Genomic DNA, 22351 nt, shown 5'->3' with positions numbered 1-22351 from the left:
TTCTTTTACAAATACATTAGCAGGATAGATGCTGAGGATGGAGGTACTGCTTCTTGAGGTCTTCACCAAATCGTAGCAACTCTAGGTGTTGCACGAGTCATACGTTCGGTCTGCTTGAAACGTTAATATAGCAGTATGAGAAAAAGGTGGCAAAAGGCGAAATTGAATGTGGTACGGAGTGTACATCCTGAACAGGGCAGGCGAGCTTCTTGATTCAATGGAGCTTCGACAGCCATCATTGAACGGAGATCTCATGGATTCTCTCCGCCGCCTGATTGACTCATGTCCAACAAGTGATTTGGAAGGGCAAGTCAAACACAGGGAGTTCCCGACTCATGCAGTGTACTGTATAGTAGATTCAAATCATATCGTTTTCTTGGTAGCTGACAAAACAGATGACAAAGAGGATACGATTGAGAAGACCAAGATGTTTGCGGATGCACTCAGAAGAAGCAGCAAGGTATCAGCAACATCAACACATTCACGTTACGAGTCTATATGTGACTTGCAAGGTGCGCGAGCAAAGGTCATAGTTATCGGTTTTCCAGGCGTAGGAAAGACAACATTGGTGAGTCTGCTTAAGGGAGGAACACCCTCATCTGACACTGCTACTGGAAGAGAGGATTTGATTAAAAATCTCCCAGTAGAATCAGATGATGTAAACATAGTTCTATGGGAAATAGGAAGGCAATCCGGGTTCAGCAATCTGTGGGGAAAGATGATTTCTGGTGCACAGGTGGGTGTAGTAGTTACCGATAGTACTCTGGAGAACGTTCTGCAAAGCAAGAAGTTGGTGAATCTTCTGAAGGAAGAAGCTTCGAAAGCCAAAATAATCGGCATTGCCAACAAACAAGACCTTCCGGGCGCGCTTCCTCCGGAGCGTGTGGAAGCATTACTGGAGATACCCACATACGGGTTTGTAGGAATCTGAAGCAAATTCGGGAGTGCTTCGGCTTCCCAAAAGCAATACTTGGGAGTCTTGTCTTCTTTGTAATGGTCTGGTAGTGGCAACTCTATGTACCGCACCAGCACCGTTTTCGGTCTGCTCGTCTCGGACAGTAGTAGCGGTGAGCTGATGTACCCATCACGAGAGTCTTGCCCTTGTGAAGATTCCAAGCGGATATCTTCATGCAGGTGTCAAAGTCTACTTTTCCTCCGCTGATGTCTTCACCAAACGTGGTAAATATCGCCTGAGCACAGTGACCCCGTTGCGCTTCCATCAGTTTCGTTGCTTTCTGAGCGAGTTTGGACGGCATGAACACTACGGAACCTGAAACGAAATAAGAATTTGGTTCATGAAAAATGGAAATGGCGAGCTACGAGCTGAATTAGGAGATACTGGCTCTCCGATAATCTCATTCTTGTATTAATTTTCAAAGACTTATCATACGATGGATGCTCATGGGGGGTACCCTACTGTCTGTGCGAAAAGGACTCGCTGAGTAGGACGCAAATCGAATTTGGCTCTAATCCTATCTCTGTCACAGTTGTGAAACCATGCGGCTAATCCTTCTGAAGCGGCAAAGAGATTGACGTTCTGTGCGATGAATCCCGTATCCGTATAATAATACGATTTCTGAACTTCGGGTTCTCCAATATGGGGGTCAGGTTGGTCAGGTCCAGTATCATAACATGTAAGGTCTGCGATATAGAAAATGTTCACCGGGGCATGCTTTGTTAGCCTTGATGCTCCACGGTAGATGGACAATGTGCGAAAGTCCCCATCGGTAACAGGAGCAAGCCGATGAGGGAATGCCTCGTACAGATAGAGACCGTCCTTCAAAGCGACATAGAGGTCGATTTCCTGTGAGTTACTTGCTGATGGAGCAGTACGACCGGGCTTGCCAAAGGACGCCTTCTCACGATTGATTCCAAAAGCCGCCCAGAGGAGATTCGACAGAACCTGTAGCGGGATCTCTTTCGAACTGATTTGCCGGGTGGTCTTTCTGAGTTGCAGGGCTTCCAGCAGGGGCTTTCCACCGCTTTTCTCAGGCGTGGGTAAGCTGATTGGATCCATTTTACATCTACTCCGTATTCAGTTCCCACTCCTGATAAACAGCATCAATGCCATCGCCCACAACCTCTATATCAGTGATTTCACCCATGCCCGCCTCATAGAGCCAGCGGACATGGTCTATAGTATAGGGATCGACCCCGATGCACCTTGCAGCCGTTGCATCTGCAGCTACCGGATCGACACTAGCTATGATTGTTTCCATCTTCACCGGTTTGCCACTCCACGGACCACCACCAGACTTGCCGAAGAACCCGTCGATGACACTGAGTGTGGGGGGGAGGGTTTTGCAGATATCGTAGACGAAGTTGTTCGTGCCCAGTTTGTGCATGGAATACTTGTTACGTGTGGTGAGCATGCCGAACATGTTCTTTAGTCCCATAGTGATTGTTGTATGACTCAGCGTCTTCATGGATGGTACCGTGATGATAGCTGATTCCACTGCAATTCGGGCTACCTTGAATTCCTCAATTGCCCGAGGTTTCTCTACCTCCAGTTCAACCTTATCGTCAAGCTTGCCCATGTTGATGTACTCAGAACCGAGTCGCTCAATCACATCCATCATACCTGTCTCAACAATCGCTTCGTCTGGCGATGTGATTCCACCCTCTGTTTCAACCACTATAGCCTTCTTGTCAAGATCCATGATCTTCATGATTACCGCTTCGACCACTATGGGGTCAGTTGTTATCCCAGTCTCGAAGGTGTGACCTGTGATCAGATTTGGTTTTACCAAGACAGTTTCATAGGGCTCAAGGGTATCCTCGAACGGTATCAGGTCAATTGCTCTAAATACGGGTTCAGTACCACGTTCTCCCGTTACAACAGACACCAAAGACATGGCTCTATGCATGAGGTGTTAGACATTTAAATTTTAGAATCATAGAATGAGTTACCACTTCATCACTGATTAAAGGCCCATTCACAAAGACTGAGGTTCGTTCATAAAAACAGTGTCAAGATCAATTGATACTGATACAGCACATCAGCTCTTCTTTGAGATTTAATTGAAAAACAAACCAAGAAATGCTGAGGATGGAGGTACTGTTTCACTAAGGTTCTGCCCAAATCTTGGCAACTCTAGGTGCGGCACGAGTCATGCGTTCGGTCTGATCGCCTCGGGTATAGATAATTGCTACGCTGCAGAAGAAGCAATAGCTAGTTCATCTTCTGCGCTTTCTTTCATCATTCGATACAGCTTCAAGATATCTTCCCCTCTCTGAGTTATTCTGTAGAATGAGACTTCTTTTGGTCCCATCTGCTGAACGATATGGCTGACAAGAGCAAGGCGGACTAGGAATTTCAACACTCTATCGATTTGGGTGTTATGTTCAGCAGAGGTATGCTCTTTTATCCCCGTGAATGACCTGTCATCACCAGCAAGCGCTTTGAGCACCTCAATCGCGTATTTCTTGCTAAGCACTGCCTTGAAGATTTCCATTGTTTTCATTTTGTAGACCCTATTCATTCGACGTAAGCAACGATAACGTTACTTATAGTTACATATATGTTATTTAGGCACTTAATATTTTCCTTTTCGAAATACATGGTGGAAACCCAAGGGGAAAACTGATGGCAGGAGAGTATGTACGGATAACTGAAGCGATGAAGAAAATAGCTGATGAGTGGGACGAACATATACATCAGGCTAAAGGAGAATTCGGAGTCTTCCTGCTTGGTCCGGGATACCCAAGCATAACACAGGACTTTCGTAAATTGGTCATGAGCCATCTGAACAAACGAGGGTATAGAGCCGTTGTGATGAGAGATATCTCATATGAACCGGAGCCAGATAGCGTCAATCCTCTTCGTGACAAGTTCTGGCACATAGCCAGCAGATTCAATATACGTTTCTTTGTCTGCATATTCCCGGGCGGCGGCAAGACACATGCCGTGATAAGTGAGGTAGCCTATATCGAGGAGCGATGCGGCGCGGAACAAGCCGCCCAGCTTTGTAGATTCTGTTTCAGTGACGATTTCTCTGTTTTAGCAAACATTCCACAGTATACAAAGAATCTTCTCACTGAAGTGAACACTATGCGCTATTGTGACTTCAACCCTGCCTGTGTCGCTTGGACGATTGAGAGGATCATCGACAATGAGATACGAGAGTATGAAGAAGGGAATAGGACAGGGTATGATTGCCTACAGAGTACTGATGCGCATTGATGCCCGTTACGATACATTCCGTAGTTCAAGTACAGTATTTTTCGGTCTGCTCACCTCGAACGGAAGGAAGTGAAGGGAAAGGTGTATTCTGATAGGCAAACTAGTAGACTATTCAAGAAATTGCATATCGTCAGTAAGCAGGCCAGTCTCGATGGCGTTCACAATTTCAGCTTCTTTTCGAGCAAAGACGGGTAGTCCATCCAACACACGAGAAGCACCAATTGTGAAACAATCAGGCAAAGCAATAGGAACCTGGCATTTGATTTTTGCAGCTTCTCTCCAGACAAACCCGGTTGGAATAATTCGAACGACCGATGAGCGGATCAGGTTCTCGGTCTCATGCCAAGCAGACTTCCAGTCTAGTTTCCTGCAGAGGATATAGGTCAATTCAGTTAAGCCAAGCTCAGTACAGGCATAACGATTCTCTTCTGAAGGCATCCGTTTCGTAAGATGCTCTGTAGATGGTTCACCGAGAGCCAGCGCAAGCAAAACACCGGCATCAAGAACCAGAACCTTTTGGACCTCACTCATTATCACTGCGCCTCTCAGAGATGAGGTCGTCATAGGCAGATTTGAAATCCACCCCCTCCAGTGGGGTGACAAATTCATTCCAAGCTTCAACGTCGACTCTCTGCCTATCATACACTTCGACTAATGTCTGAATGACGGTGTCGAAGTCAACCCGCTCTTTGGTTTTCTGTTGAATCTCACCAGCGATTCTCAACAGCTCCCGCCGAGTTCTTTCCTTGATTGATATAGTTGTCATGTTCTAGGGATTCCTCTGTGCTTACAGTAATAAACATAATGACTGTGTTGTACACAGAAATTATTGTCGGGTCTAGGATATTAGAATTAAGTAGGAGACAACCCGCTGACGGAAGATTCGCATCAACAAAACAATCCTGGACATGTACAATGAAGAAACTCCAGTCAGGACTAGGCTAGAAACCAATAGCTGTGATATACAAAGGCCAGACAAAACCCAAGAAAAATATGGAAGAGAGTAATTCAACTCTCTTCATTGAATGCGTCAAACACTAGGTGTTAGTATTCGGGTAGAAACTTCCGTACGAAGGGAGAAGTTTCTCCTCGACGCATGAAGTGCCCTGATGGTCCTTCCCCAAGAAACTCTGAGAACCAAGATTCGTGTTCCACTTCTTCGTTGAGGATAGCAAGGGATAATTCGTAGGTTCTGTGATCTTTTCCTGCCGTCATATTACAGATTTCAGTGTACCCTCTTACTGCACATCGTTCGGCACCCACTAAGACTTTCAGAATTTCGTGAACGTCTGTAGGATCTTCGGGAAGCTTTGCAGGGGGACATGCTGAGATGTTATGGAAGTCTACCATGTCCTCCGGTAGTTCGCCACCAAGCTCGTAGATGCGCGGAACCAATGCCTCGAAATGATTTCTGTCTTCAATACGAGCTGCCTCTGCAATCTCCTTGACACCCTCACCCTCAAGACCAATTAGATTGGCTCGAAGAATGGTATAATAATAGTATGTCGTCAGTTCAGCAGAAGCATTCTTTACAAGAAGATCAAGAAGCTCGTCAACGTCGACTCCAGCCTTCTCAACCATCTCTCTTGCAACTCTTGCCATTATTATTTCACCTTACTTTTATATAGAACTTACTTCTATTAAATAATTGCATCGGAATCGAGTATCATGGCCAAAGAATTCCTGGAAAGTATGATTGATCGCCTTAGAGAACATGGACTCCGACTAACCCCACAACGCCTTGCATTGCTGAGAGTCATAGAGAATCTAGGAGAACACCATCCTTCATTCTCAGAAATCTGTGATGCAGTTTGGAAAGATCATCCTCATGTAAGCCAGTCCACAATTCTCAAAAATCTAGGAAAATTTGAAGAACTCGAAATTGTGCGTGGTTTTTCTTTCAGAGGGGAAACTCACTACGAAGTTAATCCGGCGCTTCATGTGAATTTTGTAGACACAAATGGGAGGATAGTGGATATTGAAGACGAAGAAGTAAAACAGATTCTTGAAGAGTTAATAGAGAAAATCCAGAAAAAAACTGGTGTCAATGCAAAAGACCTCCTTGTCATGGTTGAGAAATAACCGGCGTTATTTGTCATTGGCTGTGTTTTCATCAACTCGAGGTAACTCTAGGTGCAGCACGAGTCATACGTTCGGTCTGCTCGCCGGGGATAGTAGTAGCGGTGATGAAACAATGATGTCATACGATTTCATCCTTTCATTTTGAACCAATGTGCGAGGATAAAGAGTGACACTTATGAAACAACTCCAAAGGAGAAGACATTCAGCAAGGTTTGTCATTATGTTCTTAAGCAAAGACATGTAGCTGGCAATCCAAGGCCAGTTGAAAGGGGGGATTTGAAACAGTGGGGGAAATCGCTAACCCCGTGGCAAATTGCTGCAATAATGTTCTTGGTTACGCTCCTAGCCCCTCTTGGATCGTACTGCTACGCATATCAACTATCATCAAGAGGACCTGAAATTAGGGTATCCGTGTATGCAATGATGTGGGCTCTAGGTCCAGGAACCTCAAGCGACGAAACGCGTATATTCGGGGTCTACAGTAGCGAGTTCCGTCTTCGCAGTCTCAATGAGATTCTGACTTCTTCACCCCTCTGGATGTTCAATGTATTTTTCGCCATCCAAATCGTTAGATTCTGCAAGGATGAGGCTTCAAAGCATTCTGCACTCATATTGGGCCCTCTGACATTGCTCGTACCCACATTCATGACATTAGTGACCTTTGGATATGTGATGAGGTATATTATGACAACAGGGCACTTGGTATGGGTGGGGCCAGCACCTATTCAGCTAGTAGTGGGTCTTCTCCTGATGAAGTACTCGGGGCCATGGAAGATAACAAAAATCTGGGATGATGAGCCCGACGACAAGCAATAGCAGAAGACAAATATCTAAAATGATAACAGAGATTCGTCAAGCTCAACGAATTACTCAGAATGGCATTCTAACCTGTCAGTTAAGATAGATTTGTACAATATCAACTAGCTGAAGCATTCAAGCATATTTTTCCAAAGACTTACTCTATAAGAAGAAAAAAAGGTCAATTATGATAAGGGAAAATCATCAAATCACTATCGGATGTATATAGGAGAGGAATAGGTGTGAAAAAAGTAAAGAGAATATGTATTTTCGTTTGCTTGCTTTTCGTCCTTATGATGCCTTTAGCGAGAGCAGATGATGAGATTATCGATAGCAATTACGATGAAGGTAGTCAACTGAAAGTTTCTGTTGTCTTGAAGCAGGATACCGGTGAGCAAGACGATGAATGGGATTACTATTCAATGAAAGTAACAATTGAGGATACTAAGTATAAAAACGATTTCTGGGTTTTCCCACTGAAAGCAGTGGTTTATGTATCTGTCCCGTTAGATGCAGAAGAAGTACCGTCGAATCATAGGCCAAAGGCAGGATTCAAATATACCCAAAGTTCTTTTTCGTTTGAATACGAGGGCATCACTTTTTCGTTAACCCTTCCAAAAATGAGCATAGCGTACGAAGAAAGTACTGATGACAACTATCGATACTTTAAGTGGACACTTGATGGCGCCACAGGTCCAATCGGTTGGAGCCAGATTTTCACAGACTACGCAGATTTCGCAGTAGGCGTACGCGTACCCCAAGGTTTCAAGATGCAAGCCTGGGCTTGGTCAGAGGTCGCATGGTATCAAAACTATGGGCTTGTCTGGCTCTATCATTCAAAAGAAGCAATTGGCTGGGTATATGTTGATTCACCTGGGTCTATTCTCCCGCCAGTTCTACCAACCATACCAAACCCCATGGATCTTCCAAAATGGTTGCTAAATGGAAATCCAGAATAGAGGGGGAGGTGGAAGCGTAGATTAACTCGCTGAGATAGTACAACACCAGTAGTTGTATTGTCTTGGCGAGTGCATTTATATATTACAAATATAGCCAAATTAAGAGGAAATGACAATATGCTTCAACAAGAGCCTACCACTCCTGTGGGTTCGGAATATCCAATCGTGTTAATCAGCCCACCTCTATTTGCTTTAATTGTGGCTATTATTGCGATTGGAATTGTAATCCGATTTCCGCAACATATGAAAACCACGGGAGCTGTAATATTAATCGGGGGAGTTATTACTGCAATTATCTTCCTCACACTAGCTCCATGGTTCTCTATTGGACTTACTGCAATTATGCTGATTATTATCGGCATTGCTTTGCTTCTGTATGCATGGTTCAGTGAACATACAAAATAAGCATCAATGGGTCTGTATCTTATGAATGCAGATATCAGGGTCTCGAAGAAGGTCAAGATTTCAGGATTCAGGCTTAGACACGGGTATCAAAGAAAAATCAAAGATGACCCTTGCAGGTAATTGCAGGATAGAATATTACCTCTTCTTGTTTTGAAACTGCATTACTAAAATAAAACAGATGCTGAGGATGGAGGTACTGTTTCACTGAGGTTCCTGAGAAGCAGCTCCCAACTTGATTCGAGCCTCAAGTAACACGGATTTCTTCTCTTGGACGAAATCGTGCAGTAATATCATCGTTTCCTCCAAATCAGCTCAGTGATGGCCTTGAAACGCTCTATCGTCTCGTTGTACTCCTCAACTTGCTTGGTCCTAGGACTGCCAAGTTCTCCGGGCTATGTATCACAGGTTCTCTATCCTGAGTTGTTCCCGGAATAGTAGAACGAGGTGAAGAAGGGACAAGACACAGATACTAAGACTTAGGGCCGAGAGGAACCAGTCGTATACAAAAAGGGCGCCAATGGGAAACCAGACAGGTGCAAAGGCCAGTAGGATGTTCCATAGAACCAAAGAATAGAAGATCGCTCTGTGCTCCTTGAAGCGTAGCAGCAATATCGCTAAGAGGACATCGAGACCTCCAAGTAAGAAGAAAATGGGGGGAATGTAGACCGCAACAACTGGTCCTCCTGGAGGTCTATTTGGTAGGCCCCGTATACCTAGCCAGTAGTCAAACGCGATGCACAACACGCCACGAATGACCTGTATTAGTACCGGTAAAATTAGCGGGCGTAAAAATCTGTGAGAGCTGTCTTGGACATTGGCTCCCTCATTCTTTTCAGTTACCGGCACTTGCGCCCCTTCCTGCATCTTCATGCTTTGTGAAAGCATTGTCTTGAGATAAATCTATCTGACGATTGAACTCAAAAAACCATGAACAAAATGAACGTCTTATAACTTAATGTATTCTAAATGAAAATGGTACTGAGCAGTTTTCCAAGAGATGTAACACGATTCATAATAACTCCTTTTCTAGTCTATCCGTCTTTTTGTCCAATCCGGAAATGGAATGAGAAAGTCATTGATGGAGGTGCGCATAGATTGGAAGAACGAATGCGAGGTGCAGTTACTAGGAAATTGCGAAGTCAAGAGGCCGTGCTATATCCGTTTGACTATATCTAAGGGCATACTTTGCTTCGCACAGGTTCCTTAGTTGGTACTAGTCCGATACTAGTCTTGAGGTGTAAATGGATAGTCTCGAAGAGACCAGTGGAATATGCAATACCATGGATTTGGTCCTATATTCAAGAATATCCTGGCCATGCAACAGTAATAGTTGCCACAGTAGATTTCTTCGCCGTTTGGCCAGTATATTATTCCTGCACTGTGACCGAACTCGTGCATCAAAACGAGTTTGAGACTGTCCAATGAAGTACAATGAACTGCAAAGATTGCTATTCCATAGTTGGGTTCATGAGGGGGGTTGGGCTTGTTAGGATCCCAAAACCCCCACGAGTTACTGTAGTCACCGGTGCCCCGGTTTGCCACAAATACCCATTCGTAATCACCGGTCTTATAATCACAGTAGGTTTCAAAGGTTTGTTGGAATTCGGAAGGCCATGTCGTCCCTTCATCCCACGGAATCTGGTCATCAACCAAGTAATCACATCTTGCATATCCATGCATAATGTAGTACGAACGTACATAGCTTGCCATACTGAAGATGTCATCAATTGGAACAAGGGAATTCTGGTTCTGATCTACCATGTAATCAATCTCTAGCGTCACTACACGATGACTTACAGTCATGTAATCGATTTTCGTTCCATAGTATGTATTAGACGATGACATTATCTTCATCTTTACATTCATGGGTTGGTCATCTGTATACGCTCCCAAAATCAGTGCATGAGCTCCTCCTGCATCAATAGTAGCCCTGTATTGGTTATTGATGTACAGTTTGATATCATAACTGGAACCTGACATAACGTCAGTATCAAAATGGATGTATGTGTCAAAGCCTGCTCGGACTTTCCATTCTAGAGTAGGATACGATCCATGTGGGAAGTATTCCCAAAAATCGTAAATTGGAACAGGATTTGCAAACAGGACTGGATTGAAGGGTTGGACATAGGTGAGTTTCCATTGATGGTCTTTCCATCCACAATAGTTAACGGCTATTTCTACCTTGTGATGACCTGGACTTGCATAAGAAAAAACCACGGCACCGTGAAATCCACCTGAACCAATCACATATTGATGTGTTAGACTGCCATCCAAGTAGAACGTTAGGTAGCGAGAATAAATATCTTGGTCCCGTTCAACATCAAGGTAAAGATGTATGTCAGCCCAAGATGGATTGACCAATTCAAATGCAAGCACAGAGTAACTCTTCTTAATAAACCAATGAGCGTCTTTTGCAGGCGACATCTCAGGTGTAGCGTAGCTATTGGTTATGGTATAAGGGTAGAAACCTGTGTCATCACAAAATATGCCATCGTGCTCCTGTCCATGATTGTCATCGTGCTCATATGCTGCCAGAATTGAGTCCTCTGCATTGGTCATAGTAACATATTCACCAACAACTGTAATTGGTTCCTCAGAATCTGTCTGATTATCTTGAGAATTCAATCCTATAGGGGAGTGAAATTCATTATGAGAAGAACCTATTTCCCAAGGAGCATGACCTGATGGCCTTCTGCAGTCGATAGACTTCCAATGTATCTGGTTGAAATCTTCTACCCGTTTACCCGCCCGTTCTGCAGATATTTTCATTGCATTAGATGAATCTTGCAGTGCGGAATGCTCATCAGCATGTGCGAATGATTCTTGGTTCACCATTTCATGTGGTCTTTTTTCTGTGATTGTAGGATTATATATCCCTATTTGTTCCGTCGGAATCAGGAGAACCACAATCTGAAACATGAGTAGTAAAGCAAGAATCTTTGCCCTTGTCATATATGTATCTCCATCCACGATTATTAAATTAATAGCTGAAAATCCATAAAACCATAGCTTCTTTCGTGAAAGAGAGAGTAAGCAACAGCTGAGTCTTCTAAAAAAAGAGCCGGCCACTTTACAGCAGCAGACATTGAATAAGGATTTAGGTAAAGAAACTGCCCTAATCAATGCAAAAGAATGGGTCATATGGATGTTTGAAGAGACGGTTAGAAATTGGTATTATTTTTGTGCGATTTGGTAAGCCATAGGGTTTGAAAAATCAAGATTATAGTAGAAGGGTAACGGAAATTCTAGGCTTGCAAATGATGCTATACAGTTCACATTACAAATATGCATGCTGAGGATGGAGGTACTGCTTTTCTGAGGTTTCGCTCAAATCTTGACAACTCTAGGTGCGCACGAGTTATATTTTCGGTCTGCTCGCCGGGGATGGTCTATCTATTGGATATTATTGACACAAGTCCATCAAAATCAGAATCGTAAGTTGCCAAATGCTCGATATCGTTCTTGTCCATGAATGCGATGATACAGCAGTCTGTAAAGCTAAATGGTTTCTCAGGCCAACTTGCGAACTTCATCCATGTTTCCCAAGCTATATCGAGGACATCAAACCCGACTTGGGAAAATTTGATGAAATCAGGCCTGCTGCAGATGAGGTTGTATGCCTTTTCTACAATGGATCTTCGGTGAGTATGGTTCCACAAAGTGGTTAGCACTTCATCGAGAACGTAGTCAATTGTTATGCGCATGCCATACTCCGGCTGCTTCAGCTTCGTGAGAAGCTCGCCAGCTCTGCTATGGTTCTTGTCGCGCGAGTTGAGCATAGCAATGATTACGTTGCTATCCAGAAGAACAGCCATTTCAGCTGCCACCATATACTATTTCATCAACTCGCGATGAAAGATCCTCACTACCGGGTCCCAAGTCCTCAGCCAAGGAGAGAATCTCTTGGATGGTCTCATCGGTCAGGGGAACCTCCCCCGCTTGTATTTCACTAACGATACGATCGTAGTTTTCCGTGCCGATTCTGAAAACCAGTTCCAAGATTTCTTTCTTGGTGAGCCGCTTCCCGGTGTCGAGATAAAGGCGAGCCTGTAGCTCCTCCAAATCATCTTGCAGGTCAAACTTCACTGTCGACACTGAACACACCCGGTAACTGAGTTACCAAAAGCGCATATAAGCCTGTAGAAATTGATTAATACAGACAAAACTGCAAAACTAATTGAAATGCTGAGGATGGAGGTACCGTTTCACTGAGGTTTGGCTCAAATCTTGACAACTCTAGGTACCGCACGAGCTATATTTTCGGTCTGCTCGCCTCAGACAGTAGTAGCGGTGAGCTGAACACCTCGCGACTATTTTACTTCTGCTTCTTGACATAGAAAATGACAATGACCACCACGGCACCTACCGCGGCACCAATTCCAAGAGCATGCAGCGGATGTATGCCCACAGGGGTGGTTGTTTCTGTGGTTGTCGTCGTAGTGGGATCAACCCCGCATGGCGGTACAAGATGTTCAATTGCGATGATTGTGCCATCGAGTGAGACACACACGATACAAGAAAGCTCTGTGAAGGAGTAAATAGGATCGGATGGGGATGGATAACATGCTACAGTGGTGTTGATCTTCAAGGCGAATTCCCAGTGGGATTCATTTACCAAAACACTCGCATTTTCATGTTTGAAGTGTGAAAAACCAATATCACCCATCACCAAAGAGCCTCCCGTATAGCTGCGATCCCACAAAAACGGTATCAGAAGGTTATCCTCGCTGAAGGGTCTGAAACAGAACTCTGATGATTCATTGAGGGTAAAGAGAGAGGAAATCGCAGTCTTCAGTGATTCTCGCAGGTATGAACTTGAGTTGACATCAAGATTCACGATGGTACCAAATTCTTCAGTACAATTGAACAGGATCTGAGAGAAGTGAGTGCTATTGAGACCGGAGAAAGCTGCGTAGTTATTCCAAGGAGTTTGTCCACCAAAGAGCAAAGAATTGTTGAAATTGTCTGCAATGGTCTCATAACTATCCCAGTTATCAGCTTGTATAATGGTTGATCCAGGTCCCCGACTGTTCAGGTCCCAACCATTGAAGGTGATGGTCTTGCCAGCAACTACTAGACTAGCAGTATTGGAACTTGGTAGTTGGTTAGCCAGTACAGTTACGGGCACCAATGAGTAAACTAGGAATAAGACAAACAATAACATTGATAATCGATTGGCCTTCATCCACCTCACCACTTTTGATTGATTCAATAGACATTACTACCATCATAAAGTACGTCATGGTAGAAATCCAAGGTGACTAATCGTCCATCATGTGATAATTGATCGAAATCATAGAATGTGCTCTTTGCATCATCACCCTCTGTATAGATTCTGATAGTATTCCAATAAAGACCGCCATTCTCATAGCACTGAGGATTGTCGGTCACATCCCAAGTAGGATCTGCATGAATCCAGTCATAACCATCCCAGAACTCAGCCCAAGCATGTCCTTTGGAGTGTCCAGTAGCATTGACTCCAGTAGCGGCGATATACCTTGCAGGAATGCCAACAGAACGGCAAAACGATACAAACACAATTGCGAATTCATCACATACACCTTCCCAACCACGGTCTCTGGAATATATGTCCGCATTCCTTGTGTGTTTGGTCGATGAATCAAGAACATATGTCATCAAACTATTGACCTCTTCATTTAGGAACCGACCCACATCAGGAGGGAAAAAGTAATCGAAGCCATCGATGATTATTGCAGCTTGATAGTAAACACCGTAGTATTCGGGATGGTACAATCTTCTGAAATAATGGATATTGAAGCCGTCATCGGACATGCCTTCCCAATAATAATCAGGATTGCTTGATGCTGTGGTCATGTCATCCAACGGAGGTAGCAGGTTATACCAATCACCCACACCGTATCTCTGCATATTAGTATAACCAGTGTTGTCAGTATAGGAGATGTAATCACTTGACCCCGCGATTTCAATCCCAACATCAGATGAATACGGGGTTATCCCCCCGTCATCATAGTAGGCATTGCCATATACTTCTGCTTCTGCTTCCTTGAGGCCGATAGATGTTTTGGGAATTGTAACGGTAAGAGTTTCTGCATTGTGGTAGTCTGTTAGATGCACCGATTTGCTATCACAAATTTCTTGATCCTGCGTGTTTGGCTCATCGTAGCTTGTAAAAGCCAAAGTGAAATACGCAGAATAGTAACCAACCAAGTATATATCATATTGAATGTCAATCGTCTCGGTTCTGCTCCAGACGGAGGGTATGGTCACTACTATATCGACACTACGATATGATGTTGTAGTCTGGGTGGATTCTAGCTCCTCATGACCTCTTTGCACTTGTGCGGTTAATTCACTATAAGAGTAATGAATCTCTTTGAACTCGAGTCGTGGCGGAACAGATTGCTCCAAATAGGAAATATCCTCAACATTCGTCAAAACCGAGCATCGATCACCTGTACGGTTGATTACATACGGCATGCTAGTGTTCAAAGAGCCGCTCAACTGCTGTTGCTGATTTCCCCTTGTTTCTAGAGGGGGAATAGGCTCCAAACCATAATCAGTATCTCCGACCATTAACAGGGGAAAGAAGATGATTATGGCCATTACAACTGAAATAATATCATTTTTGCTCAATACGAAACTCATCTTTACCAAACTGTGTAGGATGTTAGATTTGGATAATATAAAGCCTCCAAGGTCGCGCTAGAAGCCACCAAGAGCCCCAATCTAAGCCATCTCTGAGTCTAGGGAAGAAACAACTTGGAGAGACATCAAATACTTCAAAGTCTAATCTAAACATTCGGACAACAATTCATAATGGACAATGCGACAGGAAAGTACCTGAAAAGGCGAATTGGTAGTGAAGACAATAGCCATGTACCGAACATGGTTTTACCGTTCCACAAAGCACAGCTATGAAAGTTTCTGAAGTGAAAATCAAGAATAGGCAATTTTTACAAAAATCCTAAGAAATCCGAGTCGAAGATTGTAAGATATCTGTAAGATTTCCCGTAAGTGCTACTGTGACCGAAGGCGGTAGGACTTTATTAGGCCCGGTACGAGAATTCGTTTCAGTAGGACTAGGCAAGTGGGCTAGTGTTGTAACACGACGCAAGCGGCCGAAAGCTGCAAGGAAGACTCGTTCTTCTAAACAGAAGTCCCCACTCTCCATACAGGAGCTTCATCGAGCTCTGGAGAGTCCGCGGCTGTTCACCTCGTCTGTAATGGGCCATCTCGGCGGCGGTGATAAAGCTGGGATGGGTGATCATGACCACGCCGTGGCAAAAACTGTGGAAAACCTCGCTGTCGCCGGGAATGATGACCCGGGACAACGACAGGAGACGGAAGCCTGGACCGCGGGAGGAATCCCATTCCAGTGAACGCGGACAAAGCCCTTGCTAACTCAGGAGCTGAGAAGTATCTTGGGGGCGGTGACGCTGGCAGGGGAACGGTGGAACACAGAAGTTTCACGCAGTTCCTAAAACTGTAAGAAACAGGTTATCTTGATAAGGACATTACCCACAAGCAGGCTCAGGAGAATCGGGCGATGCAAGGGAGGTTTCCATGTGCAGCACGAGTCATACTTCCGGTTTATCAGTCAGGTTTCCTCTACCACACAGTACCCGATGATGAGGGCTTCAATCTCTGTGGAATTCTCACGACCAGTCAGAGCTATTACAGGAGAACTCGCAGTAATGTCTACGGAGGATACTAGGTGTGTGATATTCCGCCACTCAGCAACAGTGTCGAAAGAGCGTCTGTCAAAATGGCCCAGACTGGGATAGATAGTAATGTCAAGGCTGCCTTGGATAACAGTGACATTCAGGGCGATGATGCGATCTGATGAATCGACCGGGAATGTGGTACTGTAAATCCGTGGTTGTTCTCCCGTCCAATACCGACTCCCATTCCATAGCACAGTGTCCGCTTCGCTATCTGTAACTTTCCAAACGGTGTGATTCGACTCGATATAGTAGTACGGACGGGTAGATTCATAGATCACATAGGATACTCCTATAATCAGCATAATGGTCAGTGGAATGACCAAGAAATAACACGGATCCCACGGCGAACGCTCCTCGGACAATGGCACCCCTCGGTTAGAATTGGGAGTTTCAGGTTATCTGTCTTTTGTGAGGTTTGCTTCTAAGCAACGTGACATGCAAAATCAGCTCTTCTTACAAAAATCAACTCTACTAAAATAAAATAGATGCTGAGGATGGAGGTACTGCTTTTCTGAGGTTCCGCTCAAATCTTGACAACTCTAGGTGTTGCACGAGCTATATTTTCGGTCTGCTCGCCTCGGACATTAGTATCCAACAAACTAAGGAGGAACAAAGAATCAAAGTAATGGAGCTCATTTTGATGACAAAACCTGAGCCAAAAATATTAATCAGGAGTTGAGAAACCAAAAAAGCGACTTAGAGCCTAGAAAGATAGGATTCAATGAGAACTTGATTTCACGGGTAAACTGCATTCAGTACTATTTCGCATTCTATCAATCATCTTCGTAAGCATAGTGCATCTTACCAACGCATTCTCTTTATTCGTACAAAGATTTAATGGAGATTACAATAAAGGGTAGATGTGGGTTGGAGAAGCTTGCAAAGTAATTGTGGAAACATAATTTCAAGCGTGTTGATTCACCACGAAGTGACAATATGAACAAGAGGAATATTGGAGTGACAATTATAGTTCTAGCCGTAGTCCTTTCAATGACCCCGCAACCAGTTTTTGCCGGTTCCGGTCAGATGAGCAGTAACTATGATGACGGGGGGCATTGGGCGCAATTTGGCAGTTCTGCACAAGATTGGCCCTACTACGAGAAGGTGGGGGTCTGGTCTCATGGTTTGGGATTCCAAACCGGCGGTGGTGCGTGGGTTGGTGCAGTCGATGAAGATATATCGGGTAGCCATAGTTTCAAAATGACAGCGGACATCAGACTCTATGCATTTGTAGAGGCAGATGGTATTGGAAGTACGGCGCTAGTAGAAGTGTGGTTTGTGATTCGAGATGCCGATACCAAGAATGAGCTTTGGAAAGCAAAAGTTTGGTCCTTTAGCAGGATGAATTTTGAGTATAAATCGTTTTCTGGGACAATATCGGAATTGAATCCTTCGAGCTTTTCGATTGATAGTCCCAGTGACGATTACCTATTCTGTGTGGAGTTTAGAGGATATACATCATTCAATGGTCGTGTCTGCAAGAATGGCGACAAGCCAGATCAAAAAGCAATATTATACGTTGACAAGATAACCTGGCAGTGGTAACGGAAGAACCAAATCCAAATAGATGGGCAAAGCATTGAGGATGAAACAGATAGAGTTTATCTATCGGGGAATTGAAGGATGCCATATTTCTCCAATTCCACGATTTTCTTTTTTCAAAAAGTGGTATGTCGAATTTGAAAGGCACAAGAAATAGAAAATGTAGTCCAAACGAGAAGTTAGGAAAACATCCCGCAATTCTAAATCGGATAAATATCCATAATAAAATATTCATGGTGCTATCCGGGTGGAGATACTAAAGCAGACGGTAAGGGAACTATGTAATTACAGAATTAATAATGATGGTCATGAGTTGTCTGAAATGAAAATGAATGCGCTTGTATCAATAGAGATGAGCCAAACTGCTTATTAGTTAAGCACAAAATGAAAATATGTGGGTGTTGGGTTATGCGAAAAACAACAGTATCAGTTGGGAGTTTGGTAAAGAGCTTTGTTGATGTAAGAGCTCTTGATAGTATCAATCTAGATGTCGAACCCGGGATTTTCGGTCTTATTGGCCCGAATGGGGCCGGAAAGACCACACTGCTTCGGGTATTGCTTGGTCTCATCAGGTCGGACGGCGGCACTGCCAAAGTACTCGGTCTTGACATCGCAGAGAGCTCGCTTGAAATTAGGAGGAGAATCGGTGTCCTTCATGAAAAGCCTGCATATCCCAAGTCGATGCAGGTTATAGAATATCTCAATAAGGTGGCCAAGATTTACCGAAGCAACACATCGGCCGAGGAGCTGCTGACAAACGTTAGTCTTGACTATGCGAAGAATAGAGAAATCGGTAATCTTTCGGCAGGTATGTATCAGCGACTGGGGATCGCCCAGGCTCTGATTGGTTCTCCCGAAGTTGTGTTTCTTGATGAGCCCACATCGAATCTGGATGTGACCGGACGCGAGGATGTCATGAACCTTATTGTCAATCTTCACAACGAACGTGATATCTCCTTTTTCGTATGTTCCCACATCCTCTCCGACCTTGAGCGGATCTGTCATCAGGTCGCGTTCATAGACAAGGGGAAGATAATAGAAAAGGGTGACACCAGAGGTGTCATCGAGAAGTACACATCGAATACGTTCCGCATCGTAACCTCAGATGCTGTACGGCTTATCGAGGCTGTCAAACAGATTCCCGGGGTAAGAAAACCCAGAGTGTCTGGAGGGAGCTCCATCACCTTTACTTTAGAGTCAAGGGGGATTGATGATATTCAGGCAGATATCGAGAATGTTGCAGATTCGTTGGATATCAAGCTCTATGCGGTTGAACAAGCTGGCAATCTTGAGGTCGCTTTCAAGGAGCTTGCTAAACGTGAGTAAGGAACACGAGAAAGTTCACCCGATAATCGAACTTGAATTCAAGTACACCTATCATTTTCCAATCCTCGAAAGCATCGTGGCTATTACGTTGTTTATGGCAGCCAGCAGGGGCATATCTGTTGGCAACGCGTCTGTGGGGTTAGAGCTCAGTCTAGGTCCCCTGTGGGATGGCTCTCAACTGATTGAACGATACTACGCATTCTTGGAAGGAGGGGCACTTGCGTACGCCATGGCTCTTTCAAGCTTGGTCTCAGTCTTTGCCCTGTTGATTCCCGCCTTAACTGCTTTCAGCCTGGCACGAAGCTTCGAAGACGGTATACTGCAGACCCTTCTCAGCTATCCACTAAGCCGCTCTCGTATCCTCCTGACAAAAGTTGGTATGATACTGCTTCTAACCGGTATTCCCGCTATGGTGCTATCTCTTGCCGCAGTTTACATCTATATCCCTGGCGGAATACAATTTCTTCCTTTTCTTGCTCTTAGTGTAGCGTTCTCGGTGTTCGTACTTGTCGTAACTTCAGTAGGTATACTGATTTCTCTCATTGCAAGACAGACCATGCCCAGTGCTGCTGCAGGGATGCTAGGATGGACTGGGGCTCTTGCTATCGTCAATATGGATATCGTTCCGGAGTCGATTAAGAGGATCATAAACCCAGTAGCAATCATTACAGAAGCGATTAGAGGAGAAGCGAACACTCTTCTGACATGGGAGATTGCTGGCTCACTGTTGGGGCCGTTCCTAGTCGGCATAGCAATCCTTGTTCTGAGCATGCTGGCTTTTGAAAGAATGGAGGTGTAACGATGGTGTCCATGCAAACCCGTGCAGGCTGGCTCATGGTAACTCTTGGCATAACCTTGCTCCTTGTCTCCTTTCTGGGGGCAGGCAGTTTCGGGCTCGGTACTTCCATAGATAGTGGGATGTACAAAGGACGCCTTTTCAGAACGACTGATGCTATCTATGTACGGGCGGAAGGGCGCACCAACAAGAGCTTCTCTCTCTACATTTTCGACTCGGAGGATACCCTGAGCGTTCTTGAAAATGGCTCTTTGGAACAGACAAATCCTGTTGCTATGATGGAAAACATCACCCACTACAACGGCCGTGTTGAGCTTCCATCACCGGGAGTCTACGCGATCCTTGTCACTCCATCTCATAACAACACAATCAGCGTCAGTATAGACATCCAAAGAACAAACCCACACATGAACGCTCTAATCCCAGGTATTTTGTTCGTTGCGGGGGGTGCGATACTCTCCTACATACCAAGAAGAGCTGATAGGATTGAGGAGACACCTAGAGGGGAATCGACAGGAAAAATACGACTTAGCATTCTCGGAAAAAGAGGAGAACCCACAGTGAGGGGAGATGTGTAATATGAAGCGACCACCTGAAAACCTGCGAGAAATCTGGGAGCTGGAGTTCAACCAGTTCTATTCGTTTCCGGTTGTTGAAGGAATAGTTGCGATTTTCCTCGCTATTGCATTTGCCAGTACCATTGGAATATTTGGAAGCCATATTGGGGTGTATATCGAAACTGGGCCAACATGGAATGGTACGGCAGCAATTGAAGCTGTTTCCGAATATAGACGGACGGTTACGGCATCAGCGTATGCATCATCAGCCCTTGGATTCGCCCAGATCCTAGCTTTCCTTATCCCGCTGTTCCTAGCATCCACTCTGGCAGGACGTTTTGAAGATGGGACGCTGCAAACATATTTGTCCTATCCCATTCAACGTTCCACCCTATTGATGGTCAAGGTCTCCGGGGTCATTGTTGTGCTAGGAACAATTGCAACGTTCGCTTCGCTTTCGATGATATTCCTGTTCATTCCTGGCAGCAAAGATGCCTTTTCCATATTGCTTGTAACATCTGCACTATGGGCGTTTATCATACTCCTTGCGTCAGGAACCACGCTGATATCAATCGCGACCAGAAATGGTGCGGCCACTGCAATCATAGGAATTATCCTCTGGTACGCCGCACAAATGGTCGCTGGTTCGCAGGCCACACCAAGCACAGTACGGGCTGTCCTCAACCCAATATCCCTAGCGAGCAGCTATGTCGCAGGAGGGCTCGTAGTACCACAGATTACAGACGTGTACGTCGGCATAGTCGGCGCGATGCTTATTGGCGTCCTTGCCTTGGCGGCAAGTGTCGTTCTATTCGAGAAGGTGGAAATCTGAGCATGGCGTCAGCTATAGGAAGAATAACCAAACTGGTGACGATTATTGGGATCACCTTCTTGCTAGTCTCTTTCATCCCATCCGGAAGTTTTGGTCCAGGTAGCTTTGTCGACTATGGTACCTACGAGGGAACAGTTTTCGGAGCCGTTGGGAATATTCATGTAAACATCTCGACCTACAATAGCAGCGGACTTCAAGTCTATGTATTGGACTATGACGATTTGACCTCCGCATTGGAAAATAGATCTCTAGAAGGGACTGACCCACTTATGTCGTTTGAAGTGCTCTCGAATTACTCAGGTATAATCGAGATTCCTCACCCCGGATTATATGCCATTCTGTTCACCCCCACACATAACGAGACTGTTTATTGGGATGTTCACATCAGTAGGCCGCTCCCTCACACCGGTGCTTTTCATGTTGGGCTAGTTGTTACTGCATTAGGAATCGCGGGGATGATATTGCTTAAAGTGAAAGGCCATCTTCGGATTCCTGATTTGCAACGATGACCCAGTCTATCTTGATATCATAGCAGTATCCGAAGCTCATAGATTGCTATCCGAGCGCGGTTTTGATGACATACCAGAGCTAATCTGTGAAGAGGGAATCATCCAGGAAAACTATGTAGAATTTGATGGCGAGGTAGTGCTCACCTATGAAATAATCGAGCAATATTATCGAGAAGGATGACGGTGACCAAGTGGCCTTATGGAAAAAGCAAGAGATAGTCATACATCTCTCAATACTCATGAAGTATCTTGAAGCCAGATCAATGAGAAATGAACAAAGATACGACACATCAGCTCTTCTTGGTTTGAAACTGCATTACTAAAATAAAATAGATGCTGAGGATGGAGGTACTGTTTTCTGAGGTTACGCTCAAATCTTGACAACTCTAGGTGCAGCACGAGTCATACTTTCGGTCTGTGTGCAATGGTAAAGCCTAGTCTTACTCTGATTTCTTTGGGGATTAGAGAGGAAAGAATATGTTAATCATATAGCCTAGTTTTTCCTTAGATAATGAAGCGCTACTTCGATCGCTCCACTCCGATGATTTCATGCATTACATAATCAAAATCATTGATTACGCGGTCTATCCAAATCTTCCGAGATTCTACGCTCTTGGGCTTAACAACTGTATCAACAAAACGACGTGCAAACTTTT

27 protein-coding genes are annotated in these 22351 nt (G+C 44.6%); 13 read left to right on the top strand and 14 right to left on the bottom strand.

Features of this window, described 5'->3' with window-relative positions:
- The first annotated feature begins 166 nt into the window (after nucleotides 1-166).
- Nucleotides 167-931, top strand: a complete 765-nt coding sequence (locus tag GF309_11635; protein ID MBD3159433.1) for a hypothetical protein — start codon at nucleotides 167-169, stop codon at nucleotides 929-931.
- Nucleotides 932-1013: 82 nt separating this feature from the next.
- On the opposite strand, the gene GF309_11630 is transcribed toward GF309_11635, so the two are convergent.
- From GF309_11630 to GF309_11615, 4 genes are all read right to left on the bottom strand, one after another.
- Nucleotides 1014-1256 carry a hypothetical protein gene (locus GF309_11630; GenBank protein ID MBD3159432.1) on the bottom strand — a complete coding sequence of 81 codons (243 nt, stop codon included), beginning with the start codon at nucleotides 1254-1256 and terminating at the stop codon, nucleotides 1014-1016.
- Between the two features lie 143 nt (nucleotides 1257-1399).
- Nucleotides 1400-2017 (bottom strand): SagB/ThcOx family dehydrogenase, encoded by a 618-nt coding sequence (locus tag GF309_11625; GenBank protein MBD3159431.1) that lies wholly within the window; start codon nucleotides 2015-2017, stop codon nucleotides 1400-1402.
- 7 nt (nucleotides 2018-2024) lie between these two features.
- Nucleotides 2025-2867 carry a DUF362 domain-containing protein gene (locus GF309_11620; GenBank protein ID MBD3159430.1) on the bottom strand — a complete coding sequence of 281 codons (843 nt, stop codon included), beginning with the start codon at nucleotides 2865-2867 and terminating at the stop codon, nucleotides 2025-2027.
- A 282-nt stretch (nucleotides 2868-3149) separates the two neighbouring features.
- On the bottom strand, nucleotides 3150-3464 hold the full coding sequence (locus GF309_11615; protein MBD3159429.1) for a hypothetical protein: 315 nt from the start codon (nucleotides 3462-3464) through the stop codon (nucleotides 3150-3152).
- A gap of 122 nt (nucleotides 3465-3586) precedes the next feature.
- Here GF309_11615 and GF309_11610 point away from each other — a divergent pair, with 122 nt between their 5' ends.
- The gene (locus GF309_11610; protein MBD3159428.1) at nucleotides 3587-4183 is read left to right on the top strand and encodes a hypothetical protein; all 597 of its coding nucleotides are present in this window, start codon (nucleotides 3587-3589) and stop codon (nucleotides 4181-4183) included.
- A 108-nt stretch (nucleotides 4184-4291) separates the two neighbouring features.
- Here the strand turns inward: GF309_11610 and GF309_11605 are convergent, their stop codons facing one another.
- Nucleotides 4292-4825, bottom strand: a complete 534-nt coding sequence (locus GF309_11605; protein ID MBD3159427.1) for a PIN domain-containing protein — start codon at nucleotides 4823-4825, stop codon at nucleotides 4292-4294.
- A gap of 402 nt (nucleotides 4826-5227) precedes the next feature.
- Nucleotides 5228-5785 carry a DNA protection protein DPS gene (locus tag GF309_11600; GenBank protein MBD3159426.1) on the bottom strand — a complete coding sequence of 186 codons (558 nt, stop codon included), beginning with the start codon at nucleotides 5783-5785 and terminating at the stop codon, nucleotides 5228-5230.
- A 66-nt stretch (nucleotides 5786-5851) separates the two neighbouring features.
- On the opposite strand from GF309_11600, the gene GF309_11595 reads away from it, so the two are divergent.
- The 3 genes from GF309_11595 (at nucleotide 5852) to GF309_11585 (ending at nucleotide 8022) form a co-directional block, all read left to right on the top strand.
- A complete protein-coding gene (locus GF309_11595) occupies nucleotides 5852-6265 on the top strand; it encodes a transcriptional repressor (GenBank protein MBD3159425.1) in 414 nt (137 codons plus the stop codon).
- 141 nt (nucleotides 6266-6406) lie between these two features.
- Complete coding sequence (locus GF309_11590; protein ID MBD3159424.1) at nucleotides 6407-7081, top strand: hypothetical protein; 675 nt, start codon at nucleotides 6407-6409, stop codon at nucleotides 7079-7081.
- A gap of 224 nt (nucleotides 7082-7305) precedes the next feature.
- Nucleotides 7306-8022 (top strand): hypothetical protein, encoded by a 717-nt coding sequence (locus tag GF309_11585; protein ID MBD3159423.1) that lies wholly within the window; start codon nucleotides 7306-7308, stop codon nucleotides 8020-8022.
- 122 nt (nucleotides 8023-8144) lie between these two features.
- Here GF309_11585 and GF309_11580 read toward each other — a convergent pair whose 3' ends face one another.
- From GF309_11580 to GF309_11550, 7 genes are all read right to left on the bottom strand, one after another.
- Nucleotides 8145-8483, bottom strand: a complete 339-nt coding sequence (locus GF309_11580) for a hypothetical protein (GenBank protein MBD3159422.1) — start codon at nucleotides 8481-8483, stop codon at nucleotides 8145-8147.
- Between the two features lie 343 nt (nucleotides 8484-8826).
- Complete coding sequence (locus GF309_11575; protein MBD3159421.1) at nucleotides 8827-9273, bottom strand: hypothetical protein; 447 nt, start codon at nucleotides 9271-9273, stop codon at nucleotides 8827-8829.
- Nucleotides 9274-9651: 378 nt separating this feature from the next.
- Complete coding sequence (locus tag GF309_11570; GenBank protein ID MBD3159420.1) at nucleotides 9652-11379, bottom strand: hypothetical protein; 1728 nt, start codon at nucleotides 11377-11379, stop codon at nucleotides 9652-9654.
- A gap of 437 nt (nucleotides 11380-11816) precedes the next feature.
- Complete coding sequence (locus GF309_11565) at nucleotides 11817-12257, bottom strand: PIN domain-containing protein (protein MBD3159419.1); 441 nt, start codon at nucleotides 12255-12257, stop codon at nucleotides 11817-11819.
- Nucleotides 12244-12522, bottom strand: coding sequence for a hypothetical protein (locus GF309_11560; GenBank protein ID MBD3159418.1), 279 nt, complete (start codon nucleotides 12520-12522; stop codon nucleotides 12244-12246). Before GF309_11560 ends, GF309_11565 begins: the two co-directional genes overlap by 14 nt.
- A gap of 220 nt (nucleotides 12523-12742) precedes the next feature.
- Complete coding sequence (locus GF309_11555; GenBank protein MBD3159417.1) at nucleotides 12743-13612, bottom strand: hypothetical protein; 870 nt, start codon at nucleotides 13610-13612, stop codon at nucleotides 12743-12745.
- A 23-nt stretch (nucleotides 13613-13635) separates the two neighbouring features.
- Nucleotides 13636-15054, bottom strand: a complete 1419-nt coding sequence (locus tag GF309_11550; GenBank protein ID MBD3159416.1) for a hypothetical protein — start codon at nucleotides 15052-15054, stop codon at nucleotides 13636-13638.
- Nucleotides 15055-15431: 377 nt separating this feature from the next.
- Between GF309_11550 and GF309_11545 the strand changes: the two genes are divergently transcribed.
- Nucleotides 15432-15788, top strand: a complete 357-nt coding sequence (locus GF309_11545) for a hypothetical protein (GenBank protein MBD3159415.1) — start codon at nucleotides 15432-15434, stop codon at nucleotides 15786-15788.
- A 218-nt stretch (nucleotides 15789-16006) separates the two neighbouring features.
- Here the strand turns inward: GF309_11545 and GF309_11540 are convergent, their stop codons facing one another.
- Nucleotides 16007-16495 (bottom strand): hypothetical protein, encoded by a 489-nt coding sequence (locus tag GF309_11540; protein MBD3159414.1) that lies wholly within the window; start codon nucleotides 16493-16495, stop codon nucleotides 16007-16009.
- A gap of 574 nt (nucleotides 16496-17069) precedes the next feature.
- Here GF309_11540 and GF309_11535 point away from each other — a divergent pair.
- The 7 genes from GF309_11535 (at nucleotide 17070) to GF309_11505 (ending at nucleotide 21876) form a co-directional block, all read left to right on the top strand.
- A complete protein-coding gene (locus tag GF309_11535; protein ID MBD3159413.1) occupies nucleotides 17070-17678 on the top strand; it encodes a hypothetical protein in 609 nt (202 codons plus the stop codon).
- A gap of 381 nt (nucleotides 17679-18059) precedes the next feature.
- Nucleotides 18060-19001: an ATP-binding cassette domain-containing protein gene (locus GF309_11530; GenBank protein ID MBD3159412.1), complete on the top strand. Its 942-nt coding sequence runs from the start codon at nucleotides 18060-18062 to the stop codon at nucleotides 18999-19001.
- Complete coding sequence (locus tag GF309_11525; GenBank protein MBD3159411.1) at nucleotides 18886-19800, top strand: ABC transporter permease subunit; 915 nt, start codon at nucleotides 18886-18888, stop codon at nucleotides 19798-19800. The genes GF309_11530 and GF309_11525 overlap by 116 nt, the downstream gene beginning before the upstream one ends.
- 2 nt (nucleotides 19801-19802) lie before the next feature.
- Nucleotides 19803-20375, top strand: a complete 573-nt coding sequence (locus tag GF309_11520; GenBank protein ID MBD3159410.1) for a hypothetical protein — start codon at nucleotides 19803-19805, stop codon at nucleotides 20373-20375.
- Nucleotides 20368-21186 (top strand): ABC transporter permease subunit, encoded by an 819-nt coding sequence (locus tag GF309_11515; protein MBD3159409.1) that lies wholly within the window; start codon nucleotides 20368-20370, stop codon nucleotides 21184-21186. Before GF309_11520 ends, GF309_11515 begins: the two co-directional genes overlap by 8 nt.
- Nucleotides 21187-21188: 2 nt before the next feature.
- Nucleotides 21189-21695, top strand: coding sequence for a hypothetical protein (locus tag GF309_11510; protein ID MBD3159408.1), 507 nt, complete (start codon nucleotides 21189-21191; stop codon nucleotides 21693-21695).
- A gap of 43 nt (nucleotides 21696-21738) precedes the next feature.
- On the top strand, nucleotides 21739-21876 hold the full coding sequence (locus tag GF309_11505) for a hypothetical protein (protein ID MBD3159407.1): 138 nt from the start codon (nucleotides 21739-21741) through the stop codon (nucleotides 21874-21876).
- Nucleotides 21877-22351 lie beyond the last annotated feature (475 nt).

This window comes from Candidatus Lokiarchaeota archaeon, from assembly GCA_014730275.1.
Lineage (GTDB): Archaea > Asgardarchaeota > Thorarchaeia > Thorarchaeales > Thorarchaeaceae > WJIL01.
The sequence above is the reverse complement of the archived record's forward strand: the minus strand, read 5'-3'. Positions and strand labels throughout refer to the sequence as shown.